Genomic DNA, 21,002 nt, shown 5'->3' with positions numbered 1-21,002 from the left:
TCCATCCAGCGGACGGAGCGGCGGACGGGCGGGTCAGCGATCGTGCGATGCCCGACGTGCGGCGAGAGCGTGTTCGCCCGCCTTGCGCATGGCCTCCACGGGAGCCGGGGCGCGGCCGGTCATCTGCTCCACCTGGAACACCGCCTGGTGCACGAGCAGGTCGAGGCCGCTGACGACGGCGCCGCCGAACATGGACCACCGGGCGGCCAGTTCCGTCGGCCAGGGGTCGTAGAGCACGTCGAAGAGGGTGGCGGGGCGCTCCGGCACCGAGACGGCGAGGGCGTCCGTGGCACCGGCCGGGGTGGTCGCGACGACCAGCGGGAAGTGCAGGGCGTCGGCGGCGTCCGCCCAGTCGGCGATCCGGACCCCGACGTCGAGCCGCTCGCCCCACTGCCGCATCTCTGCGGCGCGGGCCGGCTTGCGGACGTAGGCGACGATCTCGCCGGTGCAGACCCGGGCCAGGGCCGCCAGCGCGGAGGACGCGGTGGCGCCGGCGCCGAGGATCGCGGCCGAGTCGACCTGTTCGACGCCGTGCTCGCGCAGGGCGGCGACCATGCCGGGGATGTCGGTGTTGTCGCCGACACGGCGGCCGTCCTCGGTGAACACCAGGGTGTTGACCGCGTCGACGGAGGCCGCCGTCTCGCTGATCTCGTCGAGCAACGGGATGACCGCACGCTTCAGCGGCATGGTCAGCGACAGCCCGGCCCACTCGGCGCCGAGCCCGTCGACGAAAGCGGGCAGGGCCGCCTCGTCGACCTCGAAGCGGTCGTACGTCCAGCCGGTGAGCTCCAGCGCCTCGTACGCGGCGCGGTGCAGCGCCGGGGAGAGGGAGTGGGCGATCGGGCTGCCGAGTACCGCGGCCCGGCGGGCGTCAGTTGCCCGTGCTGGCATCGAACTTGTCCTTGAGTTTCTGGAATTCCGCGAAGGTCTTGGCGAATTCGGTGTTGCTCTCACCGTCGGTGGCCACGAAATAGATCCAGCCGTCGACGGTCGGATTCAGCGTGGCCTTCAGCGCGTCGTCGCCGGGATTGCCGATCGGACCGGGCGGCAGACCCTTGTTGGTGTAGGTGTTGTAGGGGTCCTTGTTGCTGTTGATCTCGGACGCGCTGATATGGATCTTGCTCTCGCCCTTCAGGTAATTGAAGGTCGAGTCGAACTGGAGCAGTCGGTTGGTCTGGTCGTTCGTGGGCTTGAGCCGGTTGTAGACGACCTCCGCCATCTTGCGGTAGTCCTCGTGCGTCTTGCCCTCGGCCTGGACGAGACTGGCGACCGTGATGACCTGCAGCGGACTCTCCAGCTTGAGCGCCTTGGCCTTGGCGTCGAGGTTGTAGCCGCCGTACACCTCATTGGCGTGGGCGACCATCGCCTTCAGGATGGCCTCCGGCTTCATGCCCTTGGCCGCGGGATAGGTACCCGGGAAAAGGAAGCCTTCCAGCGGGTCCTTGATGTTGCTGTTGTCGTTCGCCCAGCTGGGCAGCCCGAGCTTCTTGTACTGGGTTTCCGCCACCTTCCGGGTGGCTCCGGAGGCAAGACCGAGCTTTGTGTCGATGCTCTTGTAAACGCCCACGTTCCGCTGGCCCGGCGCGACCACCACATTGGCCTGGCTCTTCGGATCGAGCATCATCGCGACGGCGCTTTTCGCGGACATCTCCTTCTTGAGGATGTACGCGCCCGCCTGGATGCTGTCCGCCTGGGGATTGCTCGTGAACGCGGAGACGAACGCGTCCACGCTCTTGACGACGCCGGCTTCCTTCAGCAGTCGGCCGATGGCCGCTCCGCCGGATCCCCTGGGAACCTCGACGCTCACACTCTGGGCGGTGCCGGCGCCCGTGTAGTCCGGAGCCGCGCCGTAACGATTCTTGTAGTAGTGGTAGCCGAAGTAGCCGACGCCGCCGATGCCACCGGCGAACACCAATACGACGACCAGGCAGGCGCAGCCGTTGCGGCTCTTCTTGCTCTTCGCCCCCTTGGCGCCCTTGCCGCCTCGGCCCCGGCGATTCCCGCGGCCCTCGGGCTCGTCGTCGTCCTCGTCGTCCTCGGCACCGCCCCCTGCGAAGAAGGCGTGCTCGCCCTGGTCGGGGCCGGGATCCCAGTCGGGGTTCTGGTCGGGCTCCGGTTCCGGCTCCGTCTGGGCCGGTTCGGGCTCGGGGCGTCGCCGGGCGGGCGGCTCCGGCGGCGGATACGCGTCCGGAGTGCCGTAGAAGTCGGGCTGCTCCGCGCCGTAGGCCGCGGCCTGCTGGCCGTAGGGGTCACCGGGGTCGGCCGCGTACGGGACATGGGCATGCGTGCCCGTGCCGTCCCAGCCGCCCTCCTGATAACCCTCTTGGTAGCCCTGCTGGTTCTGATGGTTCTGGTGGTTCTGGTGGTTCTGGTGGTTCTGGTGGGCGTACTGCTGCGGGCCCTGTTCGGCGTACTGCTGCTGGTCGTAGCCCTGGTACTGCGGGTCGTACTGCTGCTGGTCGTACTGCTGCGCCTGTCCTTGGCCCCAGTCGCCGTACTCCTGCTGCGGCTGCTGCGGGTAGTGGTGCTGCTGCTGGCCGCCGTAGACAGGCTGATGACCCACGTGGGCCTGCTGCCCTTCCCATCCGCCGTCCCCGTACAACGGGTCCTCCGGATGCCACGGTTCGGAGCCTGGGCCCCGGCCATACTCAGTCATCGATCCCCTAGAGCCGCGAGGCGGCGATCACGCGGCTTTTGCAGGCCCGTCACCGTTCCGCCTCTCTCTGTGCGGCAGCTGTTCGAACACCGCCGCATCGCGCGGAACGTTACCGTATCGCGATCAGATGACCACTTCGACGCCCTCGCCCGGTGCTTTACCTGACACCCGTTCGGATTCCAGCGCCTGCTGAAGGATGATCACAGCGGCTGCCTGGTCGATCACCGACCGGCCTTTCTTCGACTTCACCCCTGAGGCGCGCAGTCCCTGACTGGCCGTCACCGTCGTCATCCGCTCGTCGACGAGCCGGACCGGGACGGGGGCGATGCCCTTGGCCAGCTCCTGGGCGAAGCCGCGAACCTTTACCGCGGCCGGGCCCTCGCCCCCCTTGAGGGAGCGAGGGAGACCGACGACGACCTCGATCGGCTCGTACTCCTCGACCAGCTGTCCGAGGCGGCGGTGAGCCGCCGGGAGGTCCCGGCCGGGGACCGTCTCGACCGGGGTGGCGAGGATCCCGTCGGGGTCGCACGAGGCGACCCCGATCCGGGCGTCCCCGACGTCGATCGCGAGTCGACGGCCCTTCCGCATCGGATGGCTCACTTGGACGTTTCCACCACGAGCCGCTCGACGGCGTCGACGGCCTCGCCGATCGCGGCCGGGTTCTGGCCGCCGCCCTGGGCGACGTCCGGCTTGCCGCCACCGCCCCCGCCGAGCGTCCCCGCGGCCGTACGGACCAGCTCGCCGGCCTTGAGGCCGCGCTCGCGGGCGGCCTCGTTGGTGGCGATGACCGTCAGCGGCTTGCCGTTGTTGACCGTGAACAGGGCGACCACGGCGGCGCGTCCGCCCTGGATCCGGCCGCGCACGTCGAGGACCAGCTTGCGCAGGTCGTCCGGGGTCGTGCCGTCCGGCACCTGACCGGTGACGACGGCGACACCGCGCACGTCCTTGGCCGACTCGACGAGACCGGCGGCGGCCTGGAGCACCTTCTCCGCACGGAACTTCTCGATCTCCTTCTCGGCGTCCTTCAGCTTGCCGAGCATGGCGGAGACCTTCTCCGGGAGCTCCTCCGGACGGCCCTTGATCAGCTCCTGGAGCTGGGCGACGACCGTGTGCTCGCGGGCCAGGAAGTTGTAGGCGTCGACGCCTACAAGGGCCTCGATCCGGCGCACACCCGAGCCGATCGACGACTCGCCGAGCAGCTTCACCAGGCCCAGCTGGGAGGTGTTGTGCACATGGGTGCCACCGCACAGCTCCTTGGAGAAGTCGCCGATGGTCACGACGCGGACCCGCTCGCCGTACTTCTCGCCGAACTCGGCGATGGCACCCTGCTTCTTGGCCTCGTCGATGCCCATGATGTCGGCGCGCACGTCGAGGTCACGGGCGAGCACCTCGTTGATCTGCTGCTCGACGTCGGTCATCACGGCCGTGGGGACGGCGGACGGGGAGCCGAAGTCGAAGCGGAACCGGCCGGGCTGGTTCTCGGAACCGGCCTGGGCGGCCGTCGGGCCGAGGGCGTCGCGCAGCGCCTGGTGGGTGAGGTGGGTGGCCGAGTGGGCGCGGGCGATGGCCGTACGACGACGGTTGTCGATGGCGGCGTGGGCCTTGGCGCCGACCGTCACCTCGCCGAACTGGACCACGCCCTTGTGGACGTAGACGCCCGGAACCGGCTTCTGGCAGTCGCGGATCTCGATGACGGCGCCGGTGTCGACCTTGATCCGGCCGGTGTCGCCGATCTGGCCGCCGCCCTCGGCGTAGAACGGGGTTCGATCCAGGACGATCTCGACCTCGTCGCCCTCGGTGGCGGCCGGGGAGGAGGCGCCGTCGACGAGGATGCCGACGATCGTGGACTCGCCCTCGGTGTCGGAGTAGCCGATGAACTCGGTCTCGCCGGCCTGGTCGGCGATCTCGCGGTAGGCGCCGGCGCCGGCGTGACCGGTCTTCTTGGCCTGGGCGTCGGCCTTGGCGCGCTCCCGCTGTTCCTTCATCAGACGGCGGAAGCCGTCCTCGTCCACGGAGAGGCCCTGTTCGGCGGCCATCTCCAGGGTGAGGTCGATCGGGAAGCCCCAGGTGTCGTGGAGCAGGAACGCCTTGTCGCCGGCGAGGACCGTGCCGCCGGACTGCTTGGTCTCGGTGACGGCCGTGTCGAGGATGTTGGTGCCGGCCTTCAGCGTCTTGAGGAAGGCGTTCTCCTCGGCGAGGGCGACCTTCTCGATGCGCTCGCGGTCGGTGACGAGCTCCGGGTACTGCTGTCCCATCATCTCGATGACCGTGTCGATGAGGTCCTTGACGACCGGACCCGTGGCGCCGAGCAGGCGCATGTTGCGGATGGCGCGGCGCATGATGCGGCGCAGCACGTAACCGCGGCCCTCGTTGCCGGGGGTCACGCCGTCGCCGATGAGCATCACCGAGGTGCGCATGTGGTCGGTGACCACGCGCAGGGAGACGTCCGAGTCGTGGGCGTCGCCGTACTGGACGCCGGTCAGCTCGGTGGCCTTCTTGATGACGGCCATGGAGGTGTCGATCTCGTACATGTTCTGCACGCCCTGCAGAATCATGGCGAGGCGCTCCATGCCGAGGCCCGTGTCGATGTTCTTGCTCGGCAGGTCGCCGAGGATCTCGAAGTTGTCCTTGCCGATGCCCTCGCCGCGCTCGTACTGCATGAAGACGAGGTTCCAGATCTCCACGTACCGCTCGTCGTTGACGGCGGGGCCGCCCTCGACGCCGAACTCGGGGCCACGGTCGTAGTTGATCTCGGAACACGGTCCGCAGGGGCCGGGGACGCCCATGGACCAGTAGTTGTCCTTCATGCCGAGGCGCTGGATGCGCTCCTTGGGCACGCCGACGACCTCGTGCCAGATGCGCTCGGCCTCGTCGTCGTCCTTGTAGACGGTGATCCAGAGCTTCTCCGGCTCCAGGCCGTAACCGCCCTTGTCCTGGGGCGTGGTGAGCAGCTCCCAGGCGTAGCTGATGGCGCCTTCCTTGAAGTAGTCGCCGAAGGAGAAGTTGCCGCACATCTGGAAGAAAGTGCCGTGGCGGGTGGTCTTGCCGACCTCTTCGATGTCGGGCGTGCGCACGCACTTCTGCACGCTGGTGGCGCGCGCGAAGGGCGGCTTGACCTCACCCAGGAAGTAGGGCTTGAAGGGCACCATGCCGGCCGGGACGAGGAGCAGAGTCGGGTCGTCCGCGATGAGCGACGCCGAAGGGACGACGGTGTGCCCGCGCTCCTCGAAGAAGCTCAGCCAGCGGCGGCGAATCTCGGCCGACTCCATCAGTGGTCCTCATTCCGGTTGTACGAGTACGTCGTGTTCTCGATGTACTTGGCGTTCTTCGGTGTGCTGCTGTTCTCGATGGCGGCGTACCGCCTGGGTGCGGGGAGTTCGGGGTCCTCGTGGATCCCCAGCGCCTCCCCCAGCTCGGCCTCCCGCTGGGCCATGTTGTCGCGGACGTCGAGGGCGAAGCCCACCGCGCGGTCCTTCAGGCGCGCTCCCGTCTCGAGCGCCTTGTTGGCCGCGGTCGCGGCGAGGCTCTCGGGGGTCAGCTGCCTCAGCTTGCGGTTGACCTTGGTGGTGGCCCAGACACCGGCGGCTACGCCCGTGGTGAACCAGAAGGTACGGCGGAACATGGCTGGCTCTCAGTCCCTCTTTCCACGGGCGTTCCGCTTCTCCCGCCGGGAGACCGTGCGGCCCGCGATCACGGTACGCCGGGGCTTGCCGGCGGGCGCGGCTTCCTTGCGGCCGCCGAGGGCCCGGCGCACCCCGTACCCGAAGGCGGCGACCTTGACCAGGGGGCCGCCGAAGGTGGAGGCGACGGTCGTCGAGAGCGCGGAGGCATTCGACGTGACTTCCTGGACGTCGGTGGCGATCGCGTCGACCCGGTCGATCTGGGTCTGCGCGGAGCGCACCGCCGCGGAGGCGTCGGCCAGCAGCGGGACGGCCTGTTCGGTCACGTCCGCGACCAGCCGGGTGGTCGCCCTGAGCGTCTGGGCCAGCCTTGCCAGCGCGACGGCGAGGAAGGAGACCAGGATCGCCCAGAAGACGGCCACCAGGATTCCGGCCACCTCACCACCGGACACCGTGCACCTGCTTCCCGCTCTTCGGCGAAATCGATTGGGTTCCGAGCCTATCGCGCCGTCGCTGCCGTTCCGTACCGGATTAGGGGTGTGCGAAGGCCCGCCGCCCCGCCTGCCGGGGAGGCAGGGAGACGACGGGCCTGGGCGCAGAAGTCCTACGACCGCAGCACGATCCGGGAAAGGATCAGCGGGCGTAGTACTCGACGACGAGCTGCTCGTCGCAGATCACCGGGATCTCCTTGCGGTTCGGCTCACGGTCCAGGCGGAACGCCAGGGAGCGGAGGTTCACCTGGAGGTAGCGCGGGGTCTCGCCGTCGGGGGCGAAGCCGCCCTCACGGGCGATCGCGAAGAGGGTCTTCTCGCGGCTGCGCTCGCGGACCATCACGACGTCGTCGGGACGGACGCGGAAGGACGGCTTGTCGACCTTCTGGCCGTTGACCTCGATGTGGCCGTGGACGACCATCTGGCGGGCCTGGTAGATCGTGCGGGCGATGCCCGAACGCAGGACCAGCGCGTCGAGGCGGCGCTCGAGCTCGATGATCAGGGCCTCACCGGTCTTGCCCTGGACCTTGGAGGCACGCTCGTAGGCGCGGACGAGCTGACGCTCGGACACGTCGTACTGCGCGCGCAGACGCTGCTTCTCGAGCAGACGGACCTTGTAGTCCGAGTTCTGCTTGCGGCCACGGCCGTGCTCGCCCGGCGGGTAGGGGCGGGCCTCGAAGTACTTGACGGCCTTCGGGGTCAGCGCGATGCCGAGGGCACGCGACTTCTTGACCTTGGGGCGGGACTGATTCGCCACTGTCTGTGTCTCTTTCCTAGTTTTCCGGCTTGTCAGAGTTGAGGGAGGTCGCATCCGCAGCCGGGGAAACCCGCCGGGTCCGCTCGGAACCTGCCGGGCAGCCGCTCCCCTGGTCTGGGCACATACGTGCAGCACGCGAGTGGCCCACCGACCGTTCCCGGAACTTCGGGTGGTGGTGGGCTGCCCGCGACACCGTTCAACGGTGCGCGACGCTCCTGGAGCCGATCCGATCCCAGAAGGACCGGGGCTCCGGCTGACTGTCCCGTTCTGACTGCACGGGACGCAGCACTTCGGGCGAGTCTACAGGGTGCTCACGACCCCTTGCGACCGAGGTGCTGTCTGGTCCACTCGACCGCGTCCGCGTAGCGGGCCTCGGCGCCGTGCCGGGTGGGCGCGTAGTACTCCCGGCCGTGGATCGCGTCCGGGGCGTACTGCTGGGCGGCGATGCCCTCCGGCAGGTCGTGCGGATACACGTACCCCTGCGCGTGCCCCAGCTTGGCCGCGCCCTTGTAGTGCCCGTCACGCAGATGCGGCGGGACCGGTCCCGCCAGTCCCTTGCGTACGTCCTCCAGGGCGGCGCCGATCGCTGTCGTCGCGGCGTTGGACTTGGGAGCCAGGGCCAGGGCGATGGTGGCGTGACTGAGGGTGAGGGCGGCCTCGGGGAAGCCGATCATGGCGACGGCCTGGGCGGCGGCGACCGCGATCGGCAGCGCGCCCGGATCGGCGAGGCCGATGTCCTCGCTGGCGGAGATCATCAGGCGGCGGGCGATGAAGCGGGGGTCCTCGCCGGCCTCGATCATGCGGGCCAGGTAGTGCAGGGCGGCGTCGACGTCCGAGCCCCGGATGGACTTGATCAGCGCACTGGCGACGTCGTAGTGCTGGTCGCCGTCGCGGTCGTACTTCACGGCCGCGCGGTCGACCGTCTGCTCCAGGGTCTGCAGGCTGATCTCGGTCTCGTCCTGGTCGAGGGCGGCGCCGGCGGCGGCCTCCAGCGCGGTCAGGGCGCGGCGGGCGTCGCCGCCGGCGATGCGCAGGAGATGGGCCTTGGTGTCCTCGGGGAGGGTGACGGCGCCCTTGAGGCCGCGGTCGTCGGCCAGTGCGCGCTTGACGAGATCGCGGAGGTCGTCGTCGGTGAGGGGTTCGAGGGTCAGCAGCAGGGAGCGGGACAGGAGCGGGGAGATGACCGAGAAGTACGGGTTCTCCGTCGTCGCCGCGATCAGCGTCACCCAGCGGTTCTCGACGGCCGGGAGGAGGGAGTCCTGCTGGGCCTTGCTGAAGCGGTGGATCTCGTCGAGGAAGAGGACGGTCTCCTTGCCGTAGCCGCCGATGGCGCGGCGGGCGCCGTCGATGACCGAGCGGACCTCCTTGACGCCCGCGGTGATGGCCGACAGCTCCACGAACCGCTTGTTGGTGGCCTTGGAGACGACGTACGCCAGAGTCGTCTTCCCCGTGCCGGGCGGTCCCCAGAGGATCACGGACGACGGGCCCGCCGGGCCCTTGGCGCCGTCGCCGACCAGGCGGCGCAGGGGTGAGCCCGGCTTCAGCAGGTGCTGCTGGCCCACCACCTCGTCGAGCGTGCGCGGACGCATCCGGACCGCCAGGGGGCTCCCTGCGGGGTCCTTCTCCTGGCGGTCTTCTGCTGCGGCGGTGAACAGGTCGGGCTCCACACATCGGAGCCTACGTCAGGGGTCCGACAGTCCTGTCCGGGGCCGGGTCCGGGGCCGGTCCGCGGCCGGGCTCAGGCCCAGAGGTCGGTGCCCCAGCGGGTCAGGATCAGCATGGCGATGATGCCGACATGAGTGGCCGGCAGGACCCAGGTGAACTCGCCGAAGAACCGCTTCAGCCAGCCCGGTGCGGGCAGCAGGCCGTTGCGCACGTTGAACGAGGTGACGTACCAGAACATGGTGATCGTCGCGACCCAGGCCAGTGAGCACCACAGGCACAGGGCGTTGATCTCGTACAGGGACTGGTACTGCAGCCAGGTGCAGAAGGACACGCCGAAGAGCGTGCCGAAGTTGAAGGTCAGCCAGTACCAGCGGGGGAAGCTCGCCCGGGCCAGCAGGCTCATGCCGACACAGATGACGATGCCGTAGGCGACGAGGCCGAGCATCGGGTTGGGGAAGCCGAAGACGGCGGCCTGCTTGCTCTCCATGACGCTGCCGCAGGACACGATCGGGTTGATGCTGCAGCTGGGGGTGAACGTCTTGCCGTCCACCTTGCCTTCGAGGATCTTGAACTTGTCGATCGTGATGACCCACGCGGCGAGCAGACCGGCCGCGCCGGTGATCAGCAGCAGGATCGCGAACGCACGGCTGCCGCCCACCGTCCGGGGCTCGGTCGCGGCGACGCGCTCGGGCTCGGACTCCGTGGAGACGTCTTTGACTGTCGTCTTGCTCATCACGCCGATCCGTCACTTGAGAGTTGGACCATCTTCGGGCAGAGGCCATTGTGCCGCACGGGGCCGTGTGTCCACCGTTCAGTGGGCATAAGGAAGTACGCGCGGGCGCCTCCGGGCGTTCGGTTTCGGCCGATGGGCGAGCCGGGGCAGCACACCCGAGCGAAGGGTGCCGGACCGGACGATCCGGCACCCTCGTGGGGCCCTAACCGAGCCTCGACTCCAGTTCCGCCACGATCTCGTTCACGCCGACCGCCGCCTGCTCACCGGTCTCCATGTCCTTGAGCTGGACGACTCCCTCGGCGAGGTCGCGTTCACCGGCGACGATCGCGTAGCGCGCCCCGCTGCGGTTGGCGTTCTTCATGGCGCCCTTGAGCCCCTTGCCGCCGTAGGAGAAGTCGGCCGCGATGCCGACCTTGCGGAGCTCGGTGACCTTGGCGAACAGGACCCGGCGGGCCTCCTCGCCCAGCGGCACCGCGAACACGCTGGTCGTGGAGGGGAGTTCGAGCTCGACGCCCTCCGCCTCCAGGGCGAGGACCGTGCGGTCGACGCCCAGTGCCCAGCCCACCGACGGCAGTGCGGGGCCGCCGAGCATCTCGGAGAGGCCGTCGTAGCGGCCGCCGCCGCCCACCGCGGACTGGGAGCCCAGCCCGTCGTGGACGAACTCGAACGTCGTACGCGTGTAGTAGTCCAGGCCGCGGACCAGCTTCGGGTCGTCCTCGAAGGCGACGCCCGCCGCCGTGATCAGCTCGCGGACCTCCTCGTGGTACGCCTTGCAGGCGTCGCAGAGGTAGTCGCGCAGCAGCGGGGCTTCCCTGAGCTGCTTCTGGACCGACTCGCGCTTGTCGTCCAGGACGCGCAGCGGGTTGATCTCCGCGCGGCGCAGGGTGTCCTCGTCCAGGTCCAGGCCGCGCAGGAAGTCCTGCAGCGCGGCGCGGTACACCGGACGGCACTCCTTGTCGCCCAGGCTGTTCAGCAGGATGCGGAAGTCGCGCAGCCCCAGGGAGCGGTACGCCTGGTCCGCGAGGATGATCAGCTCGGCGTCCAGCGCCGGGTCCTCCGCGCCGATCGCCTCGGCGCCGACCTGGGAGAAGTGGCGGTAACGGCCCTTCTGGGGGCGCTCGTAGCGGTAGTACGAGCCGGAGTACCAGAGCTTGACCGGGAGGTTGCCGGCCTTGTGCAGGTTGGCCTCCAGCGCCGCGCGCAGCACGGAGGCGGTTCCCTCGGGGCGCAGGGCCAGCTTGTCGCCGCCCTTGGTCTCGAAGGCGTACATCTCCTTGGTCACGATGTCGGTGGACTCACCGACACCACGCGCGAACAGCTCGACGCTCTCGAAGCCGGGCGTCTCGATGTAGCCGTACCCGGAGTTGCGCAGTGGCGCGGCGATCGCCTCGCGGACGGCCAGGTACTTGGCCGAGTCGGGGGGCAGAAGGTCGTACGTGCCCTTGGGGGCCTGAAAGGTGCTCACGGAAGTCTCTCGTCACATTCCTCGTCGGGGAGGAGCCGAAGGGCCCTCTCCCTGGCCGGCGGCCGCCACCTGCCGCAGATACTGGTTGGTGGCGCGCTCCTGGCCGATGGTCGTCTGGGGGCCGTGGCCGGACAGCACCACGGTCGAGTCGTCGAGCGGCAGGCACACGCGGGCCAGCGAGTCGAGCATCTCGGCCATGTCGCCGCCGGGCATGTCGGTGCGTCCGATGGAGCCGGCGAACAGCAGATCCCCGGAGAAGAAGACCGACGGGATCTCGGTTGTCTCGGGCATCCGGAAGGTCACCGACCCCTTGGTATGGCCCGGCGCGTGCGCGACGGAGAACTCCAGACCCGCCAGGTCCAGCCGCACGCCGTCGGTCAACTCCCGGACGTCGTCCGGCTCCCCGACGGTCAGCTCGCCCATCAGCGGCATCCCGAGGGACCGGCCGAGCGCCTTCTCGGGGTCGCTCATCATGAACCGGTCCTCGGGGTGGATCCAGGCCGGTATGTCATGCGCGCCGCACACCGGGACGACCGAGGCCACATGGTCGATGTGGCCGTGGGTGAGGACGACGGCGACGGGCTTGAGCCGATGCTTCCTGAGCGCTTCCTCGACTCCGGGGGCCGCCTGGTGGCCCGGGTCGATGATCACGCACTCCTCACCGGCGGCGGGGGCGACGAGATAACAGTTCGTCCCCCAGGCCCCGGCGGGGAACCCGGCAATGAGCACGATCGTCCTTCGTTTGTGTCGATACGCGTGGGCTTCTGACGGCTGCGCCAGTGGTCAGAGCCTACCGGCGCTGCCGTTTCCTCAGCGAACCCATATACGGTACGGGGCACACGCAGGCGGTCGGCTCACAAGACGCACGCGCCCCAGTCGACGTACGAGACGCACGAGGAGAGAACGCGGTGGTCACCCAGGAACAGCGGAAGCGTCAGCTCGCCCGGGAGAAGTTCTTGCGGCAGCAGCAGCGGCGCACCTCCGCCCGGCGCAAGGCGCGCATGCGCAACTCGGTGATCGCGTCGGTGCTCGGCGTGATCATCATCGGCAGCCTGGCGCTGTACACGACCGGCGTCCTGAAGGACGACGACAAGACGAACGCGAGCTCCGAGACCACGCCCTCCGCGTCGCCCAGCGCCGCGAAGGACCCGTGCGAGAAGCCGGCCGCGGGCTCGATCAAGACGCAGACCTGGAAGAAGGAGCCGGCGGTCACGATCGACACGTCGGCGAAGTACACGATGACGCTCGCGACGACCTGCGGTGACATCGGCATAGCGCTGAAGGCCAAGGCCGCGCCGCACACGGTGAACTCGTTCGACTTCCTCGCCGGCAAGGGCTACTTCGACCACACCAAGTGCCACCGGCTCACCACCAAAGGCATCTACGTGCTGCAGTGCGGCGACCCGACGGGCCAGGGCAGCGGCGGCCCCGGCTACACCATTCCGGACGAGAACCTGAAGGACGCCAGCCTCAAGAGCAACACCTACCCCGCGGGCACGATCGCGATGGCCAACACCGGGCAGCCGCACACCGGCGGCAGCCAGTTCTTCCTCGTCTACCAGGACAGTCAGCTGCCGCCCAGCTACACGCCGTTCGGTACGGTGTCGGCCGACGGCATGAAGGTTCTGCGGAAGATCGCCGCCGCGGGCGAGAACACGGGCGGCGGTGACGGGGCCCCGAACGCGACGGTCGTGATCAACAAGGCGACGGTCACGAAAACCTGACGACGAACTGACGACAACCCGACGACAACCCGACGACTAAGGCGCGGTCAACTGCGCAATTTCGGTCGCGCTGGATGCGGACAGGCGGCCCGCCGGTCGCCTATGTTGGCCGTGACGAAACTGTGGACGATGCCCAGGGGCGCTGAAGCCCCTCGGAGGCATCATGTGGAGGAGGCGCTGTGAGCAGCGACCCGTGGGGCCGCGTCGACGAGACGGGCACCGTGTACGTGCGTACGGCCGACGGCGAGCAGGTGGTCGGTTCCTGGCAGGCAGGCTCCCCCGAGGAAGCCCTGGCCTACTTCGAGCGCAAGTACGAGGGCCTGGTTGTCGAGATCGGCCTCCTCGAGAAGCGAGTGCAGACCACGGATCTGTCGGCGAAGGACGCGCAGGTCGCCATCGACCACATCCGCGAGCAGGTGGACGCGCACCACGCGGTCGGCGATCTCCAGGCCCTGCGGGACCGGCTGGACAAGCTGGTGGCGACCGTCGAGTCGCGGCGCGAGGAGCGCAAGCAGCAGCGCGCGAAGCAGTCCGACGAGGCCCGCAAGGCCAAGGAGGACCTGGTCATCGAGGCGGAGCAGCTCGCGCAGTCCGACCAGTGGCGGGCCGCCGGTGAGCGGCTGCGCTCCCTGGTGGACACCTGGAAGGGTCTGCCGCGGCTGGACCGCAAGTCGGACGACGAGTTGTGGCACCGGTTCTCGCACGCGCGTTCGGCGTTCTCCAAGCGCCGCAAGGCGCACTTCGCGCAGTTGGACGCGCAGCGCGAGGACGCCCGCCGGATCAAGGAGCGACTGGTCTCCGAGGCCGAGGGGCTGTCCGGTTCGACGGACTGGGGTCCGACGGCCGCGCGCTACCGCGAGCTGATGGCGGAGTGGAAGGCGGCGGGCCGCGCCCAGCGCGAGCACGAAGACGACCTGTGGAACCGCTTCCGCGGCGCCCAGGACGTCTTCTTCGCCGCCCGCAGCTCGGTCTTCGCCGAGCGGGACGCGGAGCAGACGGAGAACCTGAAGCTCAAGGAGGAGCTGGCCGAGGAGGCCGAGAAGCTCCTGCCGATCGGTGACCTGAAGGCGACGCGGGCCGCGTTCCGCTCGATCAACGAACGCTGGGAGGCCATCGGCCACGTCCCGCGTGACGCACGGCCGAAGGTCGAGGGCCGGATGCACGCGGTGGAGCGGGCGATCCAGGAGTCCGAGGAGGCCGAGTGGCGCCGGACGAACCCGGAGGCACGCGCGCGTGCCGAGGGTCTGACCGGTCAGCTCCAGGCCGCCGTGGACAAGCTGCGGACGCAGATCGAGCAGGCTCGCGCCCAGGGCAACTCGGCGAAGGCCGACAAGCTGGAGCGGGAGCTGGAGGGTCGCCAGGCGCTGCTGGACCAGGCGCTGAAGGGCCTGCACGAGTTCGGCGGCTAGCACCTCGGCCGAGTTCACTTCGACGCGAAACGGCCCGGCGGTGGGAGACCACCGCCGGGCCGTTTCGCGTCGCCTTCTCCTGGGATGCTCCCGGGCTCGCGTCAGGGCCTGCGTGCCGACGTCACCCGGTACACGTCGTAGACGCCCTCGACCCCGCGGACGGCCTTCAGGACATGCCCCAGGTGCTTGGGGTCGCCCATCTCGAACGTGAAGCGGGAGGTGGCCACCCGGTCACGGGAGGTCTGGACGGCCGCGGACAGGATGTTGACGTGCTGGTCGGACAGGACCCGCGTGACGTCCGACAGCAGACGGGAGCGGTCCAGAGCCTCGACCTGGATGGCGACCAGGAAAACCGAGGACTGCGTCGGCGCCCACTCGACGTCGAGGATCCGTTCCGGCTCGCGGGACAGTGACTCCACGTTGACGCAGTCGCTGCGATGAACCGATACGCCACTACCGCGTGTGACGAATCCGATGATCGGGTCGCCGGGCACGGGCGTACAACACCGGGCCAGCTTGACCCACACGTCGTCGACGCCCTTGACGACCACACCCGGGTCCTGGTTGCTGCGCCGCTTGCGGCCACGGGTACGGGACGGCGGAACCGCCTCGTCGATCTCCTCGGTAGCCGCCTCCTCGCCGCCGAGGGCCTGCACCAGCTTCTGCACGACGTTCTGCGCGGCCACATGGCCCTCGCCGATCGCCGCGTACAGCGAGGAGATGTCCGGGTAGCGCATCTCGTGGGCCAGCGTGACCAGCGAGTCCCCGGTGAGGATGCGCTGGATCGGCAGGTTCTGCTTGCGCATCGCGCGCGCGATGGCGTCCTTGCCCTGCTCGATGGCCTCGTCGCGGCGCTCCTTGGAGAACCAGGCCCGGATCTTGTTGCGGGCGCGCGGCGACTTCACGAAGTTCAGCCAGTCCCGGGACGGCCCGGCCCCCGCCGCCTTGGAGGTGAAGACCTCCACCAGGTCGCCGTTGTCCAGGGTCGACTCCAGCGGCACGAGGCGGCCGTTGACCCGGGCTCCTATGGTGCGGTGGCCCACCTCGGTGTGCACCGCGTAGGAGAAGTCCACGGGCGTGGCACCGGCCGGCAGCGCTATCACGTCACCCTTCGGGGTGAAGACGAAGACCTCGTTGCGTGACAGGTCGAAGCGCAGGGACTCCAGGAACTCGCCGGGGTCCTCCGTCTCCTTCTGCCAGTCCAGGAGCTGGCGCAGCCACGCCATGTCGTTGAGGTGGTCGTCCTTGCCGGTGGTCCGCGGCTGGTCCGAGCGCACCTTGGAGGCGCCGGCGACGGCCTCCTGCTTGTACTTCCAGTGCGCGGCGATGCCGTACTCGGCGCGGCGGTGCATGTCGAACGTGCGGATCTGGAGTTCGACCGGCTTGCCGTTGGGGCCGATGACCGTCGTGTGCAGCGACTGGTACATGTTGAACTTGGGCATCGCGATGTAGTCCTTGAACCGGCCGGGGACCGGGTTCCATCGCGCGTGCACGGTGCCGAGGGCCGCGTAGCAGTCGCGGACGGTGTCGACGAGGACACGGATGCCCACCAGGTCGTAGATCTCCGCGAAGTCACGGCCGCGGACGATCATCTTCTGGTAGACGCTGTAGTAGTGCTTCGGGCGGCCGGTGACGGTCGCCTTGATGCGGGCGGCGCGCAGGTCGGCCTGGACCTCGTCGGTCACTATGGCCAGATACTCGTCACGCTTCGGTGCCCTCTCGGCCACCAGCCGTACGATCTCGTCGTACATCTTGGGGTAGAGGATCGCGAAGGCGAGGTCCTCCAGTTCCCACTTGATGGTGTTCATGCCGAGGCGGTGGGCGAGCGGCGCGTAGATCTCCAGGGTCTCGCGCGCCTTCTTCTCCTGCTTCTCGCGCTTGAGGTAGCGCATGGTGCGCATGTTGTGCAGGCGGTCGGCGAGCTTGATGACCAGGACGCGCGGGTCCTTGGCCATGGCGACGACCATCTTGCGCACCGTCTCGGCCTGCGCGGCCTCGCCGAACTTGACCTTGTCCAGCTTGGTGACGCCGTCGACGAGCAGCGCTACCTGGTCGCCGAAGTCGCGGCGCAGGTCCTCCAGGCCGTACTCGGTGTCCTCGACGGTGTCGTGCAGCAGGCCCGCCATGAGGGTGGCCGGGTCCATGCCGAGTTCGGCGAGGATCGTGGTGACCGCGAGCGGGTGCGTGATGTACGGGTCGCCGCTCTTGCGCTTCTGACCGCGGTGCCAGCGCTCGGCGACCTGGTAGGACTTCTCGATCTGGCGCAGGGTGGCGGTCTCGATCTTGGGGTCGTTGCTGCGCACTATCCGCAGCAGCGGTTCCAGGACCGGGTTGTAGGGGTTCGCGCGCTGGACGCCGAGCCGGGCGAGGCGGGCGCGGACGCGGTTGGAGGAGCCGGAGCGCGCGGTCGGCTGGGCGGCGGCCGGGCGGCTGACGGGCGTGGCCGAGGGGCGCTCGGCCGGGGCCGGCTTGGGGCGGGGCTGCTCGGCCGGCTTGTCGACGGGCGCGGAACGGTCGTGCTCGACCGGCCCGCGCGCGTCGCTCTTCGCGGGCATGGCCGCGGGCGCCGAGGCGGACTCGGGCTTGGCGGCGGTCAGGTGCTGGGCCTCGTCTGGCAAGAGGACTCCTCGTGCGCGATCCGGGTCCCCGGTCAGGCTCCGGAGCACCCATCGTAGCGATCCTGGGCTCCGGGATCGCCTTCAGGCCGATGTGAGGGCCGTCTACCGGAGAAACGCGTGGGGCTGTCGCCGGCATTCCGGAGGCGGTACTGGGGGCAAGGCCCATTGCTGACTGTTGCGCCGTGGTGGCTGATCGCGCAGTTCCCCGCGCCCCTATGGGGCGCGAAACGGCCGCCCCAGTTGTACTGGGACGGCCGTTTTCATATCGCGCTCAGATCACCAGAAGGGACTCCAGCGGGGCTCCGGCCAGGGCCGGTTCCAGGCGGGTGCGGCCGCCCAGGAAGCTGAGTTCCATCAGAACCGCCAGGCTCGCAACCTCGGCGCCCGCGCGATGGATGAGCTGGATCGACGCCTCGGCGGTGCCGCCGGTGGCGAGCACGTCGTCGACGATCAGGATCCGGTCCTCGGGCGTCAGATCCTCGGCGTGCACCTCGATCTCGGCCGAGCCGTACTCCAGGTCGTAGGCCTGGGCGAGGGTCGCTCCGGGGAGCTTGCCCGCCTTGCGTACGGGGATGAAGCCGAGGCCGGCCCGGACCGCGACCGGGGCGCCCAGGATGAAGCCCCGGGCCTCCAGGCCGACGACCTTGGTGGCGCCGGTGCGCTCGGCGATCTCGGCGAACGCGTCGGTGAGCGCGGTGAACGCAGCCGGGTCCGCCAGGAGCGGGGTGATGTCCTTGAACATCACGCCCGGCTCCGGGTGATCGGCCACATCACGGATGCGGCTGAGCAGCAGGGTCGTGATGTCGGTGACCTCGGTCATCGGCGCTTCCCCGACGGACGGCCCCGGCCCCGGCCACGGGACGCGGGCTGACTGCGCGGGCCGACGACCGCGGGAGCGGCGTCCTCCCGGTCGTCGTCGTAGGCGTCGTCGCCCCGGGCGTCGGCGAGCTGCTCCTCCGCGGTCGCCTGGGCGCGCTTGGCGAGGATCCGCTTCTTCAGCGCCTTGACCTGCGGCTCGCGCTCCTTGAGGTCGGCGACGAGCGGCGTGGCGATGAAGATCGAGGAGTAGGCACCGGCCGCGAGGCCGACGAACAGCGACAGCGAGATGTCGTTGAGCGTGCCCGCTCCGAGGAAGCCGCCGCCGATGAACAGCAGGCCCGCGACCGGCAGCAGCGCCACGACCGTGGTGTTGATGGACCGGACCAGGGTGCCGTTGATCGAGCGGTTGGCGATCTCGCTGTAGGTGAAGCGGGTCTGCTTGGTGAGGTCCTTCGTCTGTTCCTTGAGGGAGTCGAAGACGACGACCGTGTCGTACAGCGAGTAACCGAGGATCGTCAGCAGACCGATCACCGTGCCGGGCGTGACCTCGAAGCCGACGAGGGCGTAGATGCCCACGGTGATGGTGATGTCGTGGATCAGGGCGACGAGCGCCGCGATGGCCATGCGCCACTCGAAGGCGATCGCCAAGTAGATCACGACGAGGACCATGAAGATCGCCAGGCCCTGCCAGGCCTTGTTGGCGATCTGGTCGCCCCAGCTGGGACCGACCAGCTCGGCGGTGATCGTCTCCGGGTCGGCCTTGAAGTCCTTGGCCAGGTCGTTCTTGATCGCGGTGGACTGCTTGATGTCCATGCCGGCGATCTGGATGCGCAGCGTGCCGTTGCCGAGCTTCTGCACGACCGCGTCATGGCCGGACGCCGACTTCGCGTAGTCCTCCGCCTGGGAGACGGAGACGCTGGTCTTCTCGGTGGTGAAGACGGCGCCGCCCTGGAAGTCGATGCCCATGTTCAGGCCGCGCACCGCCAGGCCGAGGATGGCCGTGATGGTGATCAGGATCGAGATGCCGTACCAGAGCTTGCGGTGGCCGATGAAGTCGTAGCTGACCTCGCCACGGTGCAGTCGGGCGCCGAGGTTGCCGAGTTTCGACACGCTCACGCCTCCTTCGTCTCGACGGGGCCGGCGGCAGGACCGGCGGGACGGCGGGTGCGGCGAATCGGCGGCTGGGCGCCGAGGCTCTTCGGGTCGAGCCCGGACCACTTGTGGCCGTTCGCGAAGAACTTGCGGCGGGCGATGAGCGTCATCAGCGGCTTGGTGAAGAAGAAGACCACGACCACGTCGAGGACGGTGGTCAGACCCAGCGTGAACGCGAAGCCCTGGACCTTGCCGACGGTGACGATGAACAGCACGGCGGCGGCGAGGAACGACACGAAGTCGGAGACCAGGATGGTGCGCCGGGCGCGCGGCCAGGCCCGCTCCACGGCGGGACGCAGGGTGCGGCCCTCGCGGATCTCGTCCCGGACGCGTTCGAAGTACACGATGAACGAGTCCGCTGTGATGCCGATGGCGACGATGGCACCACAGACGGCCGGGAGGTTCAGCGCGAAGCCGATCGCCGGGCCGAGCAGGGCCATGAGGACGTAGGTGAGAGCTGCGGAGACCAGCAGCGAGGCGAGCGCGACGAGCGCGAGACCCCGGTAGTACGCCACCAGGTAGATGACGACCAGGGCGAGGCCGATGGCGCCGGCGAGCAGACCGGCGTGCAGCTGGTCACCGCCGAGCGCCGCGGTCACCGTGGTCACGCTCTGCTCCTTGAAGGAGAGCGGAAGCGCGCCGTAGGACAGCATGTTGGCGAGGCCCTGGGCCTCCTGCTGCTGGAAGCTGCCGGAGATCTGGGCCTGGCCGCCGGTGATCGCGTTCTGCACGTACGGGCTGGAGACGACGTCGCCGTCGAGCACGATGGCGAACTCGTTCTGCGGCTGGGTGTTCTTTGCGAGCTGCCCCGTGATGGTGGCGAACTTCTTGGAACCCTTGGACGTGAAGTCCATGGTGACCTGCCAGCCGGAGGCGCCCTGCGTGTCGAAGACGGCCTGGGCCTTCTTGACGTCGGTGCCGTCGACGGCGGCCGGGCCGAGGAGGTACTTGTACCAGACCTTGTCGATCTCACCGCAGGCCACGGTCGAGTCGCCGGGCTTGACGCCTTCGCCGGTCTTGGTGCGGACCGCCTCGTTGGAGCAGTCCAGGGCCGCGTACTTGGCCTGGAGCGCGGCGTCCTGGGGCGTGGTGGCGCCGCCGCTCGCGGGAGCCGACGGGCTGGGGGAGGCGCTCGCCTTGGTGCCGGCGGAGGCCGACGGGGTGGCGTCCGCCTTCAGCGCGTCGGTGACGGCGCGGCCCTGCGAGGTGGCCGTGGCCGACGGGGACGTCGAGGAGGTCGCCTTCTCACCGGTGCCGGAGGCGGTCGCCGAAGGGCTCGCCGACGAGCTCGGCGAAGCGCCTGCCGCGCCGCTCGCGGAGGCGCTCGGGGACGCGCTCGGTGCGGGGGTGGCGGCGGAGCCGGTGGCCTCCTGGGCCAGGACCGGACGGAAGTACAGCTTGGCGGTGGTGCCGACCTGCTGGCGGGCTTCCTCGGAGTTGGTGCCCTTGGGGATGTTCACGATGATGTTGCGGTCGCCCTGGGTCTGCACCTCCGCCTCGGAGACGCCCAGCCCGTTGACACGGCGGTTCATGATCTCGACCGCGGTGTTCATGTTGGCCTTGTTGATCGCGGATCCCGGTTCGGGCTTCGCCTCCAGCGTGATGCTGGTACCGCCGGCAAGGTCGATGCCGAGACGCGGAGTGGTGTTTCCGGAGATGAACATGCCTCCGGTGAGCCCCACGATGGCGATCAGGATCAGGGCCAGCGAGCGCCCTGGCTTGCTCTGGGCGCTCGCGCTCCGGCCCTTCTTAGGTGCTGCCACCTTCTCGTACTCCCTCTCGGGCCGCCTCGCGCCGGGTCAGCGCGGCGGGCGGCCATGACATGGTGTCGGGATCCCCTGGCGAGATGCGCGCGCCCCGGCACGGACGGGTGCGACCCGTGTACGCGCCGGG

At 69.3% G+C, this 21,002-nt stretch carries 17 protein-coding genes; 2 read left to right on the top strand and 15 right to left on the bottom strand.

Features of this window, described 5'->3' with window-relative positions:
* Nucleotides 1–33: 33 nt before the first annotated feature.
* From ACIBTS_RS01780 to ACIBTS_RS01730, 11 genes are all read right to left on the bottom strand, one after another.
* The gene (locus ACIBTS_RS01780; protein WP_399315832.1) at nucleotides 34–891 is read right to left on the bottom strand and encodes a shikimate dehydrogenase; all 858 of its coding nucleotides are present in this window, start codon (nucleotides 889–891) and stop codon (nucleotides 34–36) included.
* The gene (mltG, locus tag ACIBTS_RS01775; RefSeq protein WP_399315831.1) at nucleotides 872–2,656 is read right to left on the bottom strand and encodes an endolytic transglycosylase MltG; all 1,785 of its coding nucleotides are present in this window, start codon (nucleotides 2,654–2,656) and stop codon (nucleotides 872–874) included. Before mltG ends, ACIBTS_RS01780 begins: the two co-directional genes overlap by 20 nt.
* A gap of 123 nt (nucleotides 2,657–2,779) precedes the next feature.
* Complete coding sequence (ruvX, locus tag ACIBTS_RS01770) at nucleotides 2,780–3,244, bottom strand: Holliday junction resolvase RuvX (protein ID WP_079665190.1); 465 nt, start codon at nucleotides 3,242–3,244, stop codon at nucleotides 2,780–2,782.
* Between the two features lie 8 nt (nucleotides 3,245–3,252).
* Nucleotides 3,253–5,925, bottom strand: a complete 2,673-nt coding sequence (gene alaS, locus ACIBTS_RS01765; RefSeq protein ID WP_399315830.1) for an alanine--tRNA ligase — start codon at nucleotides 5,923–5,925, stop codon at nucleotides 3,253–3,255.
* Nucleotides 5,925–6,278 (bottom strand): hypothetical protein, encoded by a 354-nt coding sequence (locus ACIBTS_RS01760; protein WP_319671195.1) that lies wholly within the window; start codon nucleotides 6,276–6,278, stop codon nucleotides 5,925–5,927. Before ACIBTS_RS01760 ends, alaS begins: the two co-directional genes overlap by 1 nt.
* Before the next feature lie 9 nt (nucleotides 6,279–6,287).
* On the bottom strand, nucleotides 6,288–6,728 hold the full coding sequence (locus tag ACIBTS_RS01755; protein WP_399315829.1) for a DUF948 domain-containing protein: 441 nt from the start codon (nucleotides 6,726–6,728) through the stop codon (nucleotides 6,288–6,290).
* Between the two features lie 181 nt (nucleotides 6,729–6,909).
* The gene (gene rpsD / locus ACIBTS_RS01750) at nucleotides 6,910–7,524 is read right to left on the bottom strand and encodes a 30S ribosomal protein S4 (protein WP_079663510.1); all 615 of its coding nucleotides are present in this window, start codon (nucleotides 7,522–7,524) and stop codon (nucleotides 6,910–6,912) included.
* 311 nt (nucleotides 7,525–7,835) lie between these two features.
* Entirely contained in the window at nucleotides 7,836–9,191 is a 1,356-nt protein-coding gene (locus tag ACIBTS_RS01745) for a replication-associated recombination protein A (RefSeq protein ID WP_399315828.1), read from the bottom strand.
* A gap of 71 nt (nucleotides 9,192–9,262) precedes the next feature.
* Complete coding sequence (locus ACIBTS_RS01740; RefSeq protein WP_319671193.1) at nucleotides 9,263–9,922, bottom strand: vitamin K epoxide reductase family protein; 660 nt, start codon at nucleotides 9,920–9,922, stop codon at nucleotides 9,263–9,265.
* A gap of 202 nt (nucleotides 9,923–10,124) precedes the next feature.
* On the bottom strand, nucleotides 10,125–11,387 hold the full coding sequence (hisS, locus tag ACIBTS_RS01735) for a histidine--tRNA ligase (RefSeq protein WP_399315827.1): 1,263 nt from the start codon (nucleotides 11,385–11,387) through the stop codon (nucleotides 10,125–10,127).
* A 12-nt stretch (nucleotides 11,388–11,399) separates the two neighbouring features.
* Complete coding sequence (locus ACIBTS_RS01730; protein WP_399315826.1) at nucleotides 11,400–12,116, bottom strand: MBL fold metallo-hydrolase; 717 nt, start codon at nucleotides 12,114–12,116, stop codon at nucleotides 11,400–11,402.
* Between the two features lie 179 nt (nucleotides 12,117–12,295).
* On the opposite strand from ACIBTS_RS01730, the gene ACIBTS_RS01725 reads away from it, so the two are divergent.
* On the top strand, nucleotides 12,296–13,111 hold the full coding sequence (locus ACIBTS_RS01725; RefSeq protein WP_399315825.1) for a peptidylprolyl isomerase: 816 nt from the start codon (nucleotides 12,296–12,298) through the stop codon (nucleotides 13,109–13,111).
* Nucleotides 13,112–13,290: 179 nt separating this feature from the next.
* The gene (locus ACIBTS_RS01720) at nucleotides 13,291–14,520 is read left to right on the top strand and encodes a DUF349 domain-containing protein (protein WP_319671189.1); all 1,230 of its coding nucleotides are present in this window, start codon (nucleotides 13,291–13,293) and stop codon (nucleotides 14,518–14,520) included.
* A gap of 101 nt (nucleotides 14,521–14,621) precedes the next feature.
* Here the strand turns inward: ACIBTS_RS01720 and ACIBTS_RS01715 are convergent, their stop codons facing one another.
* The 4 genes from ACIBTS_RS01715 to secD all read right to left on the bottom strand — a co-directional run bounded on the left by ACIBTS_RS01715 (nucleotide 14,622) and on the right by secD (nucleotide 20,872).
* Complete coding sequence (locus ACIBTS_RS01715) at nucleotides 14,622–17,138, bottom strand: RelA/SpoT family protein (protein ID WP_399315824.1); 2,517 nt, start codon at nucleotides 17,136–17,138, stop codon at nucleotides 14,622–14,624.
* A gap of 271 nt (nucleotides 17,139–17,409) precedes the next feature.
* Nucleotides 17,410–17,958, bottom strand: a complete 549-nt coding sequence (locus ACIBTS_RS01710) for an adenine phosphoribosyltransferase (protein WP_319671187.1) — start codon at nucleotides 17,956–17,958, stop codon at nucleotides 17,410–17,412.
* Nucleotides 17,955–19,067 carry a protein translocase subunit SecF gene (gene secF, locus ACIBTS_RS01705; RefSeq protein ID WP_319671202.1) on the bottom strand — a complete coding sequence of 371 codons (1,113 nt, stop codon included), beginning with the start codon at nucleotides 19,065–19,067 and terminating at the stop codon, nucleotides 17,955–17,957. The genes ACIBTS_RS01710 and secF overlap by 4 nt, the downstream gene beginning before the upstream one ends.
* Nucleotides 19,068–19,069: 2 nt before the next feature.
* The gene (secD, locus tag ACIBTS_RS01700; RefSeq protein ID WP_399315823.1) at nucleotides 19,070–20,872 is read right to left on the bottom strand and encodes a protein translocase subunit SecD; all 1,803 of its coding nucleotides are present in this window, start codon (nucleotides 20,870–20,872) and stop codon (nucleotides 19,070–19,072) included.
* Nucleotides 20,873–21,002: the final 130 nt, after the last annotated feature.

Origin of the sequence: Streptomyces sp. NPDC050121 (assembly GCF_044460385.1) — a bacterium.
GTDB classification, from domain to species: domain Bacteria; phylum Actinomycetota; class Actinomycetes; order Streptomycetales; family Streptomycetaceae; genus Streptomyces; species Streptomyces soliscabiei.
Note: the sequence above shows the minus strand (reverse complement) of the source record. Positions and strands in the feature narration are given on the sequence as shown.